The organism is Vibrio bathopelagicus (genome assembly GCF_014879975.1).
In the GTDB taxonomy this organism is placed as follows: Bacteria; Pseudomonadota; Gammaproteobacteria; order Enterobacterales; family Vibrionaceae; genus Vibrio; species Vibrio bathopelagicus.
Map to the genome: position 1 here is coordinate 1,872,039 of NZ_CP062501.1, position 13,084 is coordinate 1,885,122.

Sequence of the window (13,084 nt, forward strand, 5' to 3'; positions counted from 1 at the left end):
TAAATTGTAAAACTATGATTACCAAACGTTTACAACCCAAAGTGAGTTGGCATTGAACGGACGTATGGAAACCACTCCAGTGTTCAACTGTTCCAATTTGGTACACCCTCACTGTTACGACATGGAACAGTCATGCAACTTCAACACACACAAAACTCAGATTGGCTTTCGTCCTCTTGGCACCGCAGCACAGAAGCTGGACTAAAACAAAGACGGCTTCCTGAAGATATACGCCTGCCACAATCGATCCTTAAGCAACGACGTCATCAATCTTCTGACTTGATTCAAATCGTCGAGCGCAATGCACTGCCTCTGTTTAATCAGATGTTTGCACGCACAGACAGTCGCTTGATTCTGACCGATATTGAAGGGGTGGTTCTGGCGAGTTGGGGCCAAGAAAGGTTTAAGGAGAAACTGACTTCGATTGCACTTAGCTCTGGAGCGTGTTGGCAGGAACAACTCAAGGGGACCAACGCGATTGGCACCGCCATTGTGGAAGCCAAACCAGTGACTATCATTGGCGAACAGCACTTCATCCACCAGCATCGGTTTATAAGTTGTTCAGCAAGCCCTGTGTTTGATCATCAAGGCCAGATGGTTGGCGTATTGGACATAACCAGTGAACAGCAACAACACGACAGTTCGGTGCAGCTACTCGTTCAAAACATGGTTCAGCTTGTTGAAAACCAGCTATTGAGTCATATCCCACAAGGCACGACTCGTATTGATCTCGCGTGTGAGAAATCGTTATTGCACAGTGGTTGGCAAGGGATCGTAATAGCGAATGAGGCTGGTGAGGTGGTGGCGCATAATCAAGTCGCCTCTCAATTGCTGGATCAAACCTCGATCGTTGGTGCATGCATTGATACCCTCTTCAACCGAACTTCATTAGACACCTCATTTGTGTTTGAAAAACAGCACCTCAAACGCACGACAACCAAACGCACACGTTCTATTTCAGCATCGTGTGATTTGCACCATGGCGAACAACAGATAGAACACGCTTGGCAGCAAGCTAATAAGGTCATCGATAAAGGGATCAGCTTGCTGATCTTAGGTGAAACTGGCGTTGGAAAAGGTGAGTTTGTTAAAGCCTTACACAAACAGAGCCAGCGTAAATCCTCACCCTTAGTTGCCGTCAATTGTGGAGCACTACCGAAAGATCTTATCGAATCTGAATTGTTTGGTTACGCGCCGGGCGCCTTTACGGGAGCAAGCCACAAGGGCTTCCAAGGCAAGATCCGCCAAGCAGACAAAGGGATTCTATTTCTAGATGAGATCGCCGACATGCCTTTGGAGGCTCAGTGTCGACTGCTGCATGTTCTGCAAGATAAATCCGTAGTACCTGTAGGTTCAAACCAGAGTTACCAAGTTGATTGTCAGATCATCGCTGCCACACATAAAAACCTCGAGCAGTTAGTTGCGACAGGAGAATTTAGGCAAGATCTGTATTACAGACTAAATGGCTTGGCCTTCACCTTACCAAGCCTGCAATACCGACAAGACAAGCACGCTTTAATCAAAAATATTCACCGAAAATACGCAGAAGATGAACAGACAATCTGCCCTCACTTGATGAGCTTACTATGCGCTTATTCTTGGCCGGGTAATATCCGAGAATTAGATAACTTACTGAAGGTCACCGCCCTACTCGCGAGCGACGAACCACAAGTCACTCTAGAACATGTACCAAGCCACCTTGCTCAGCACCTCACCTCTTTAGCTCAAGATAGTCATCATCAGATTACTGCTTCTCGTATCATCGAAGGTAAGTCAAATGCTGATTTAAGAAGTACCGTTGAAGAGACCTTGCTACAAACCTATCAAGCCAACCAAGGTAATATCAGCAAGACATCCCGAATACTAGGCATCAGCCGTAATACTATTTATCGAAAACTAAAGAGTTTGGGGATTCTTCAATGAAGAAAATGAACCAAGCTTTGGCTGCCCTAAATTTATAAAACAAACATAAACACTCGCATAAATAGGGGGAATGAATGACTTTGAGTAAAATTAAGTGTGACCATTGTCATATAATGAATAATCCACATTCAGTAACGAGCGAAAACAACACTGTTCTCACCCAATAAAAGACCACTTTATCAATAAGGTTTAAAGATCAATAAATACAATTGGTTACTTAACCTTAAGCAAGCATTTATTTATCTTTCAGAACCCACACATCAAATATAAAGATAAGCCCAATGCAATCCTGTTTATAAATTTGATCTGTCTGTTCTTTTTGTATTCATTATTTTGAATTTTTCATTCATTTATCTTGTTTAAAATCTCAGCAAATTTAAAATATTTGGCATGAGATCATATGTTTAACAGTATACGTACACGAATTGCGGTAAGTGCAGGCGGGGCAATGGCTTTCACTCTGTTAATCGCAATGGGGATGACGACCAACGCATTTACCGATGTGAATGAGCAAGTCACTAAAAAAGTCAAAACGCAGCTGACAGACGCCACGACATCGGATTTACAAAACACAGCGCTTCAACAAGGTTTAAACATCGCTAACCAGCTTGACCCTGTATTGGCCAACCTAAAACAAGCACGCTCAATCATTGAGTTGAGTTCAGAAACCAACGCAAGCGCAGACCTTGTTGTTAAACAGTTTACTGCCGCCTTGGAAGCACAAAACAAAGCTGTATTTGCGGGCTACATGGTTTGGGAAAACAAAACATGGCCACAGCAAGCTAAGTTGAACAGCGAAAGCAACTCAAACTCCCAAGAAAGCTCAGACACCGAATTAGGCTTTAACAGCCAAGGCTACCTTGCACCTTTCTTCTCTCCAAATGATCACAACAGTTTTGATGCCGTCGCAATGGAGAGCTTCAGCAATACTGAACTCAACAGCAACGGGGAGCGAAAAGACGATTGGCACTTAATGCCTTACCAAACCGGTAAGACATTTGTGATGGAACCGTATTTCTACCCGGTTCGAGGTAAGCAAGAGCTCATCACCACCATCAGCCAACCAATCAAACAAGACGGGAAAATCATTGGCTCAATTGGCTTTGATTTGTCTTTGTTCGAGCTTCAAAGCCAGAGTGAATTGTTTGCGCGTGACCTGTTTGATGGCAAAGGCAAGATCCTCATCACATCCTGGAAAGGTATTACACTGGCCAACAGTCGCTCTGCAGATATGGTAGGTAAAAAAGTCTCATCTGAATTGGAAGCAGAATGGTCGAGCATTCAATCTATCGCTCAGCGAGCAGGCGCTGGCCTTGTCACTTTCGGCGGCGATGAATACGCGATTACTTCAATTAATACCAGTGATGCGCCATGGGTCGTCATGGTTTCAGTACCCAGTAGTCACCTTACAAAAAGCGTCGACGACTACACGAATTGGAGTGATGAACAGAATTCAAAAGCACTTGAAAAAGGTGTGTGGGCGGGGATCATCGCAGCTCTTCTAGGCATTGCCTCCATGGCATTTATCGCCAACTCTTTAGGCAAGGTTCTGAACAACTTAGTGGAACGTTTCAAAGATGCAGCACAAGGCGAGGGTGACTTAACTTATCGCATTGAAGTGAAAGGTAAGGATGAAACTGCTCAGCTAGCACATTGGTTCAATACTTTCCTATCTCGCATACAAGAAATGCTCCTAACCGTTATGGTAACGGCAGACCAAGTGGATAAAAATGCTGCTGAAGGCCAAGCTCGCGCTGAGGTTTCTCGTGATCAGTTGAATTCTCAAGTTAACGAAGTGAACTCACTGGCCACTGCAATCAATGAGATGAGTGCGACTGCACAAGAAGTGGCAAGTTCAGCCGTTCAAGCGGCCGCAGCTGCGAGCCAAGTGCAAAGCAACAGCCTTAATGGTATGGCACGTATGGACAATGCCGCGAGCGCAGTAGATAGCTTGGCCATTCAGGTCAATGACGCTCAGCAACAAACGCAAAACTTAGTTGATTCAAGCACCGCCATTCAAGGTATTTTGAGTGAAATTGGCGGTATTGCAGAACAAACCAACCTACTTGCACTTAACGCCGCGATTGAAGCAGCTCGTGCGGGTGAAGCCGGACGTGGCTTTGCTGTGGTTGCTGATGAAGTACGTAACCTCGCGAATCGTACTCAAGGTTCGACCGAAGAGATCCGCTCAATGCTGGCGCGCTTAGAGCAAGAGACTCAATCTATCGTGGTATTGATGGAGCAAAGCCAAAAGCAAGCAAACGACACCAAAGGCGAAACTGAAGCCGCTCATCTCGCCTTGTCAGAAATCAACCAAGCGATTGAAGTGATCAACGACATGAACAACCAGATTGCTTCCGCTGCTGAGGAACAAAGCTCGGTATCAGAAGAGATTAACCGTAATGTGGTGATCATCAATGACACTGCCGTTGAGGTGATGGGCACCATGACATCGTCGGTCCAAATTAGTAACGATCTGACAGTAAAAGCTGGAGATTTGCACGGAGAACTGAGCAAGTTTAAGCTCTCTTAATTCGCTATCTCTTCCATAAAAACAAGGCCGAGAAGCTCAATGTTCTCGGCCTATCTCTTATCCACCTTATCCCATCGTAAAAAGCTCAACTCCTGAGTAAGAAAGCAAAAGTCCTTTAGAAAAAGCTAATCAGAATCCAACTCGACAAGTTGATTGAGCACCTCTTTATCTAATACAGGGTGGTGTTTGCTCGCTAGGATCAGCACGATATCAACCGAAGGCAATGGTGGCATGTCATCAAGGATTTTCAGATCCGGAGTGACGCTGAGCTTACCCATTGCACCAATCGCTAAACCGGCTTTCACAATCGCGCGCTGAGCTGAAGCCGTGTTACTACAGGCTAGTAATTGATAGGGTATCCCCTGCTTAGTTAAACCATTTACCGCCGCAGCGTGGTATTTACAGTCAGTCTGAAATAGAGCTAATGGAACTGGCTTAGAGTCATCCAAGACATAATCAGAACTGCTTATCCACACTCCAACATCATGGGTCAGCCAATAACCCTCTTCACTGTCAGGTGCTCTGGTCACAATCGCGGCATCTAATCGGCCATCATCCAACCACTCTCTGAGCGTAATGCTTGGTAAGCTGAATACTTGAATAGAACAGGTAGGTTCTGCTTTCTGCAACAGACGAATGACTTTCGGCAGAATGGTGTCGTTATAGTCTTCAGGACAACCTAATCGCAGAGGTTGTTTATCCTCATAACGCTTAACTTGTTTTAATGCCGTATTGTGGAGTGCGACTAGCTGCTCCGCATGAGAACGCAGTGCTAAGCCCGCCTCAGTTAAAACTAAGTTACGCCCCTCTTTTTGAAACAGGGTGACGTTGAGTTCCTCTTCCAACTTACGCATCTGCGCGCTAAATGCCGATTGGGTGCGATTGATCTGTTTGGCAGCACGCGTGAAGCTACTTGTTTCCACAAACGCGAGAAAGCCTCGCAAAGCATCAATATCCATATTGAAATAACCACCCATCGTTTTTATTAATGTATTGCATCAAAATTATCCGTTAGTGCTCAGTAATACAATCCCTTAATCTCAAATGCATCCCCACCAAATGCAAGGAAGCATCTATGCAGCTTTATATCGCTAATCAGAACTACTCAACTTGGTCACTGCGCGCATGGCTAATATTCGACAACTACAACTTGAATACAGAAGTTATCAAGCTCAAGCTTTTCACCTCTGACTTTTACGACACTCTAGCCTCAGTAACACCGACTGCGAAAGTCCCGACTTTGGTTGATGGTGACATTGCAGTGTGGGATTCACTGGCTATTCTCGAATACGTGAACGATGCCTATTTAGACGGTGCTGCGTGGCCTTCTTCCGTCGCAGAACGCGCCCATGCCCGAGCAATTTCCGCAGAGATGCACTCTGGGTTCTTCAATCTAAGAAATGAAGTGCCAATGAACTGCCGAGCAAAAAGAACGCTAACGCTGAGTGAAGGCGCACTGAAAGACATCGCTCGTATCGATGCGATATGGTCAGCGCAAATGGAACAGTATCCAGAAGGCTGGTTGTTTGGTGAGTGGTCGATTGCTGATGCGATGTTTGCACCTGTAGCGCTGCGAGCCGAAACCTATGGCATCAAGCTTTCGGACAAAGCCCAACAGTATCAACAACGTGTGTTGAATAGCCCGTCTATAAGAAAATGGTTGGCGGAGGCGAGTTTAGAAAAGGATATCGTTAAAGAAGACGAGGCGGGAGAACCTGTTTAGTCTGGAGCGAATGAGTCTCGAATGGCTTCGAGACTCATTGTTTTCATAACGGAATACGATTTACTGACTCGCTATTCAGCAGTAACGCTGTCTTGGTGAACGTTCGCTTCAAATTCCAATATGTCACCCGGTTGGCACTCTAATACTTCACACAACTTGTCGAGTGTAGATAGCCTTACCGCTTTGGCCTTGCCATTCTTTAACACCGACAAGTTGGCTTCTGTAATCCCTACTTCTTTTGCCAATGTCTTCAATCGCATTTTCCGCTTGGCCATCATAATGTCTAAATTAATGCAGATAGTCATGACAAGTCCTTTAAATCGTGTGGCTGTGTTCGTCGGCCAAAATATACCCCTCTTTCATCACCCATGAGATGATCAAGATAATCATACCCAATATCAGGGTTAAAAAATCCATGCCGACAAAACTAATTGCAAATATTCGTTCGCCAGGAGGATTATTGAACGACAATACTACAGACATCGCTGCACCGTAGATCACCGACCCAAATACCCAGTAAAACAAGCAGTAACCAAGCTTCTGATAAGACATTGCATTTTCTAGTGAGAAGATTTCTCCGCGTTCATAATTACGGAATAAACGTATCAGAACCATTAACGCATACAAAACAATGCTCCACACGGCCAAACTTGTGAACATCGCAATGATTCTTGTGGTCAAAGTTAATGGCAACGTTGTAAGAGATTCAATTTCGTAAGAAAACTGAACAATACCCATATTAGTAAGGAAGTCATAGGGAGTTTGAACGGCTAGCCAAAAGTAACACACCATGATTGGTACAAGTGCAAAAAGACATTGCAGTAGCATGCGAACACGTCGGCTTTGTTTTTGAATGTTAGACATAGTTATTGTTCCTGTTGAGTTGACAGGAGGATACTAAGATCAAAACAAACGATGATCAATAAAAAATTATCGATAAACGATAACTTTTAAAGTGTACTCTTCAATAACTCACTGAACTTCGACGCTATCCACTGATGCGAAGCTGATGTAAATGTACGCTGATGTTGCAGTAAATATAGGTCGACGTGATATTGCTTACTGGCTACAAAATCGTAAATATCCACAAACTGGCTATCGAAACCCGGTAGTGCATTCAACGCATTCATACCAAAGATCACCGCATCTGAACGAGACGCGATCTCCATCAACACATGAGTTTGGGTGCTTCGAAGTTTTGGGCGTTTGTCACTTTCCAACTGTAATAGAACTTGTTGAAGAGGCGTGTTGAATGCTTGCTTGTGGTCTTCTTCTACGTTCATAGCGACTATAGGGTATCGCATGATTTCATCTAACGTAGTGTCTTTTCCAACCAGCGGGTGGTCTTTACGAACAAACAGTTTGGGATAGATGGTTCCTATTTTTGTCGCTTGGTATTTTTGATCTAGCGAGCTTGAATAATGAATCGCAAAGTCTAACTTACCTTTGTCGAGTAAGTCATAAGGGTTACTTTTGGCGGCCATTTCTATCAAGTTGACGTCTGGGGCTTCTTCAAATAACCCTAATGCTAAGTTAGGAAGAATGGTACTTCCTAGAAAGGTAGGCAAAGAGATCGAAAACGTATCATTACATTCTTGAGGATCAAATTGACTACGTTGAAACAACGCCCCCAACTGCGGAAGAATGTGTTGCAGCTCTTGACCTAACTCTAGCGACTTTGATGTCGGTGTCAGGCCAGTAGAGGTTCGGATAAAAAGGGGATCATCGAAGGTTTCTCTCAACCGTTTTAAGCTGCGACTCATAGCCGACTGCGAGACAAATAACACCTTTGCAGCATTGGTTACATTGCGTTCTCTAAGTAATGTGTCAAAGGCCACCAGCAAATTCAGGTCGACTCGATTCAATTGATATGAAATATCTTTTTGCATAATCCCTCTGCGATATTGAACAACGACATTGTTTAGACGAACTAACCATAACACGAAAAGATACACCCACTTAAAGGTGTATCCAATCTTGATTAGCCTGCTACTTTACTTTGATAGAATTACTCGTTTACTTTAATAAAGTCACCTGGCTTCCATGAATTATCAAACCATTTTTCTGTCGGTGAATACATACGGAAGATGATATTAAAACCTTTCCCTTCCGTCGTTTGCACCCAGTTGTTTTCCATTCCTTTTGGCGCATCAGGTGCAAAATGTATGGTGATAGAACCATCACTGTTTTTCTTAATGTCTTCACTCAAACCATCGATACCCGCAGATTTTTGGTCGGTTTCTAACATGGAACGCGTCTGGTTATCGTAGATCATAAATGACCAGAACTTCTCTACAGGCGCATTCGGCGGCAGTGTTACCGTGTAGTACTGGCTACCATCTAACACTTCCTGATTGGCATCACGTGTTGCCAATAAGTAATCCGAACCTTTGCCTACGGTTTTCGTCACCATATCAGGGGTAATTCCCGTTGCCATAAAGTGGAATGTTGCTCGCATATCAGAGTCAATAACCCCATTTGCGTCTTTAAATTCATGCCCTGAGACTAACGGAGTAAACCATTGTCTATCTTCGTAGCGAAACATCTCTTCCTTAGGATGAAAATAGGTAGAGCGCGCTTCAGCGGTTGCTATTTTTGCCGCTTCCGACAGGATTTGCTGCATGCGCTTATTGGGAGCAAATTCCTGCCCTTTTTCGATTCCGATATCTTTGGCTAACGACAACCATTCAGCATCAAAGATTGCCGTAGGTTCGTATTGAATGAGTGCATTCACCTCATCGTAAAATGTCGCATCCATTGCATGAATAGTGTTGTAGTCGACACCTGAAATATTCATGAACTCTGTGTTGTCTTTCTCTCCATACGGGTAAAGCTTAGTGGTCTCTTTCAGCGTCGCAATACTCGCTTGCATTTCATCTGGCGAGCTTACAAGACGCAATAACAACCAGTGCTGATAACCTTCACTGACGATTTCAATGTATCCCTCTGGCACTTCACCTTCCCACGAGGAATGGCGGATAAAGTACTTGCCTGACTTTGCGAGATTGTCTGGGTGGGTAACACCAATTCGGTCTACATATTTAAACGCAGCGTTGTCGAGTAAGCCAAGTGCTGGGGTTGGAATTTCCAGAACAACCGGGCCATTTTTCACATCAATTTCAGAAGTGATATACGGTGTGGTTGTATTCGCGGTTAACCACAGGCTATTGGCGTCTAAGTTGTCTTCAGAAATCGCAATGGTTTGGTTCGGCTTCATGCCAATACTTTCATGTCCCAGTAGCAGTCCTTGTATTGAAGCAACAGGAATACCGGATAGAAACACACGAACCGCATTGGAGACTTGAACAAAGTCTTGCACCTTAGTGTGCGTTTCTTCAGTAGGTGCGCCATCGGTATAGTTCAGATCTCCTAGATAGGCTGACTCAACCTTATTTGGGGTGATAATACTCTCTGGTACTTGGGCACTATATTTAGGCTCAGCGAATGCAAAAGATGAACAACCTAAAGTAATCAGTAACGTAGCAATAATGGATTTTTTCATCATAATTTCTCTTATCTAATGTGATTCACGTAGCCTAGGCTGTCTCGTTTGTAATCTTCATTTGGCTATCCACGCCATAGGCTATTTATTTCCAGAGACGGTTGAGTCTCTATTGCTGGCTAGTCACTGATTTTCTCCATGTCTTCTAGCATCCAGTTCTTAAAGAATGTTTTCGAGGTTGGTCGGTAAAGTCGGAACAACAAGAAGTAATCTTCTCCGCCCGTAGGCACCCAGTTATTCTCTTGCCCTTTTGGTGCTTCTGGACCGAAGTACAGGTCGTAAGAACCGTCTGGATTCTTTTTCATCGTGTCTGCGTTTCGAGAAGATAGTCCTACTCGGTCGACACCTTTAACAAAGTTCTTGGTTTCCATGTTGTAAACAATGGCAGACCAGAAATCTTCAACTGGCGTATCGGCTGGCACGTTGAGCTTATACGTCGCTTTTCCATCTAACATTTCACCTTTTGAATCACGCAGCCCCGTTAGGTAGAAGGTTGAACCACCCAGCTGTTTCGGTAAATAAGTCACATAAAAGTACGACGCTGCACGCTTATCGACTAGCACTTCATTTTCATCCACAAATGGGAAGCCAAGCTGAGCCTGAGGGCCAAAGTTCCAGAAAGACCATTGTGAAAGTGGTTTGCCATTTTCATCTTTCCATAGCGCGCTAACCGTTTGATCAGGCTCTACGAATTTCGACTGCATGTGCGCATACGCCATCAGTACCCCCTCACGAATCGCTTTTTTCTGCTCTTCTGACGGGTCGAATTTTTTGCCTTTCTCGATACCAAGATCTTTTAGTAACGAAACCATCGCCTTATCTTGTGTTCTAACAGGGTTCTCTTGAATGACATCATTAATGTCTTGGAAGAACGTCTCGTTGTAATACGGAAGGCTGTCATACGCGACATCCGTTGCATCTAAGTAGTCTGTCTTTGGTGGATTTTTGGCCTCAGCAAGATTGTAGATTTTGATTTTCTTCGCGTAATTACCCGCATCTAAATCTGTTGCTCCATTGGTCAACGACGGTCTGAACGAAAAACCATACAAATACGTGTCAGTTTCAAACACCAAATAACCTTGGCTTTCTAACGCTTGCTTAGTACCAAGTTCATTATCGTAACCTGGTGGTAAGAATAGATACTTTCCTCCCTTACCTTCATCAGCACCTTTGTACCCCACATCTGTAATCGGCACCTCCCATTGGTTAACAATCGAGCCAAAGTAATTCACCTTGTCTGTTGCAGCCGGAACTTCAATAACAACAGGGCCATTTTTAGAGGTTGTGGTTGCCCAAGCATATGCCGTGGTGTCGTTAGCCGTGAGGAAGCCTTTTTCTGAGCCAAAAGGTTCGTTAACGTAAACCACGTCGTTGAAATCGCCATTCAGGTCGCGACGAGTCGCTTTCAAAAAATCAATCTGAGTGACAGCTGGCATGTAATGAATAGCGGTTTGCGTGGCACGTTGTACCATCATTTTGTATTCGAGGTTTTCGATCTGTGATGCGCGGTTAAGGATGTCATCAGTATCATCAAATGATTGAGAATAGACCGGCAATGTACTGATAGTGAGTAGCGAAGCGAGTAGAAGTTTTTTCATGTTGAGCATATCTCTTCGTAAAGTTGAAACATTCAATTGTTTAAAAAACATCCTTTGTTTGAACCAAGTATACGAATGAGACCAAAATTCATCCAATGACTTATACTCATTAGTTATTATTCATTTTTAGGATAATTCTCAATGGTAATTTGTTGACCCAGTAAAGTTCATAACTTTGAAAAACTTACTCAGCATCGTTGATAATGTGGTTGATTGTGATCGCCTAACCACAATGTGCAGAGCTGATTGTTTATATTCAAGCAAACTCAAATTATTAAGATAAACATCATGTTACGAGCCTCTATCGCATTAATCAGTGTCACGAGCTTAGCTGTATCTGCCAATATTGCCCTTCCCACTGGAGAAGACTGGATTGCTCATGCCAGCGAAGGATTAGCACCTTACTGGTTGATGCCCAGTGCTCAGGGCGAGCCGATAGGCAACTTCCCTACTTTTCGTTGTGATGATGGAACATTGCTTGATGTAACCAATGTTTGTCCTGAGTTAGACCGAGGCTGGATCACGCCGCACTTTGGCAAAGAGTTCACACGAATGAAGTCACGCCAAACCTATGCCTATGGCGTGCTCTACCACCTAACCGGAAACAAACAGGCATTAGCACTTGCCAAGCAAGGAGCGTACTACCTCATTGAACACTTAGAAGATGAGCAAAATGGTGGCTTCATAAGCTTCACCAAAGACGGTAAAGCGGGACTTGAGTGGCAACAGCGAACTTCTCAAGATCAAGCTTATGCTCTGGTTGGGTTAGCCATGTACTACTACCTGACCCAAGACAAAAAGGTTGAGCAAGCGCTCATTGCCCAACAAGCTTTTATCTTCGACAAATATCGACTTAGCGATAACAGCGGCCTAGCGTGGGTACTTGCCGACGGTGAAGATGGCAAAGCCACTCAACGGGAATTGGTTGCACAGCTTGACCAGATTAACGGTTACATGCTGTTAGTTGCTCCGCTGCTAAAAGAGCCCATCCAATCAAAATGGCTTGATGACCTGAATTGGCTGACCCAAACCATGGTCGATCACTATCACTCTCAAGATGAACAACGCTTCTACGGTGCAATTCACAGCAAAGCAGCCATGATGCCGAACGCCAATCACAACGATTTTGGGCACACGATAAAAGCGTATTGGATGACTTACCTTACCGGACAAACACTGGATAACTCCGAATGGAAAGAGTTCGGTATGAAAGGGATGAAGCACACTTTAGCCCAAGCGCAGTACCAGAAAGACTTCACCGATGTATCCCAATACTTTGGCGGCAAGCTTCAGAAGGCATGGCAAGGACGAGAAATTACTGGCTGGCAAAGCAGACCAAACACAAATTGGGCTTCCTCATGGGAGTGGGCTGAGCTCGACCAAGCTGCAATGACGGTATCTCTTGTCGATGGTTCAATGAAAGAAGTCCTGCAATACACGTTGCCGACTTTTCATGATGTGTGGGTCGACCACAAATATGGTGGTGTAGGGCTTGAACCTAAGCGCACCAAAGCTTTCCATTGGGGCAACGGGTACCATCAGTTTGAGCACGCGTTGATTGGTTATTTGTACGCACAGCAAGTTGAAGAGCAACCCGCGGTATTGCACTACGCAAGGCCAACCAACAGCACAATGCCAATGGCACCGTATTACTATCAAGGGGATTTGGTTAAGTTGGAGAAGCTTGAGGGCGGAATGCAGAAGGTCAGCTTCAATAATATTCGACCTTAGCGTCTGACATTCGCTCATCGATACTTTTAGTCGCGAGTAAGGAGGAAGAGGAAGAGATTAATCACTGATCGTTG

General features: G+C 44.3%; 10 protein-coding genes. 4 read left to right on the plus strand and 6 right to left on the minus strand.

What is annotated here, in order from left to right; genetic code table 11:
* Positions 1-132: 132 nt before the first annotated feature.
* Both IHV80_RS24510 and IHV80_RS24515 read left to right on the plus strand, forming a co-directional pair.
* Positions 133-1,923: a sigma-54-dependent Fis family transcriptional regulator gene (locus IHV80_RS24510; protein ID WP_192891366.1), complete on the plus strand. Its 1,791-nt coding sequence runs from the start codon at positions 133-135 to the stop codon at positions 1,921-1,923.
* A gap of 400 nt (positions 1,924-2,323) precedes the next feature.
* Positions 2,324-4,456 carry a methyl-accepting chemotaxis protein gene (locus IHV80_RS24515; RefSeq protein ID WP_192891367.1) on the plus strand — a complete coding sequence of 711 codons (2,133 nt, stop codon included), beginning with the start codon at positions 2,324-2,326 and terminating at the stop codon, positions 4,454-4,456.
* A 125-nt stretch (positions 4,457-4,581) separates the two neighbouring features.
* Here the strand turns inward: IHV80_RS24515 and IHV80_RS24520 are convergent, their stop codons facing one another.
* Positions 4,582-5,433 (minus strand): LysR family transcriptional regulator, encoded by an 852-nt coding sequence (locus IHV80_RS24520; protein WP_192891368.1) that lies wholly within the window; start codon positions 5,431-5,433, stop codon positions 4,582-4,584.
* 98 nt (positions 5,434-5,531) lie between these two features.
* On the opposite strand from IHV80_RS24520, the gene IHV80_RS24525 reads away from it, so the two are divergent.
* Positions 5,532-6,179, plus strand: a complete 648-nt coding sequence (locus tag IHV80_RS24525) for a glutathione S-transferase family protein (RefSeq protein ID WP_192891369.1) — start codon at positions 5,532-5,534, stop codon at positions 6,177-6,179.
* Between the two features lie 71 nt (positions 6,180-6,250).
* On the opposite strand, the gene IHV80_RS24530 is transcribed toward IHV80_RS24525, so the two are convergent.
* The 5 genes from IHV80_RS24530 to IHV80_RS24550 all read right to left on the minus strand — a co-directional run bounded on the left by IHV80_RS24530 (position 6,251) and on the right by IHV80_RS24550 (position 11,279).
* Positions 6,251-6,484 (minus strand): helix-turn-helix domain-containing protein, encoded by a 234-nt coding sequence (locus tag IHV80_RS24530; protein WP_192891370.1) that lies wholly within the window; start codon positions 6,482-6,484, stop codon positions 6,251-6,253.
* A 10-nt stretch (positions 6,485-6,494) separates the two neighbouring features.
* A complete protein-coding gene (locus tag IHV80_RS24535) occupies positions 6,495-7,043 on the minus strand; it encodes a DUF2975 domain-containing protein (RefSeq protein ID WP_192891371.1) in 549 nt (182 codons plus the stop codon).
* Between the two features lie 86 nt (positions 7,044-7,129).
* Positions 7,130-8,068 carry a LysR family transcriptional regulator gene (locus IHV80_RS24540; RefSeq protein WP_192891372.1) on the minus strand — a complete coding sequence of 313 codons (939 nt, stop codon included), beginning with the start codon at positions 8,066-8,068 and terminating at the stop codon, positions 7,130-7,132.
* Between the two features lie 119 nt (positions 8,069-8,187).
* On the minus strand, positions 8,188-9,684 hold the full coding sequence (locus tag IHV80_RS24545) for a DUF1254 domain-containing protein (RefSeq protein WP_226088549.1): 1,497 nt from the start codon (positions 9,682-9,684) through the stop codon (positions 8,188-8,190).
* A 116-nt stretch (positions 9,685-9,800) separates the two neighbouring features.
* The gene (locus IHV80_RS24550) at positions 9,801-11,279 is read right to left on the minus strand and encodes a DUF1214 domain-containing protein (protein WP_192891373.1); all 1,479 of its coding nucleotides are present in this window, start codon (positions 11,277-11,279) and stop codon (positions 9,801-9,803) included.
* 288 nt (positions 11,280-11,567) lie between these two features.
* On the opposite strand from IHV80_RS24550, the gene IHV80_RS24555 reads away from it, so the two are divergent.
* Positions 11,568-13,010 (plus strand): AGE family epimerase/isomerase, encoded by a 1,443-nt coding sequence (locus IHV80_RS24555; protein WP_192891374.1) that lies wholly within the window; start codon positions 11,568-11,570, stop codon positions 13,008-13,010.
* The last annotated feature ends 74 nt before the right edge of the window (positions 13,011-13,084 follow it).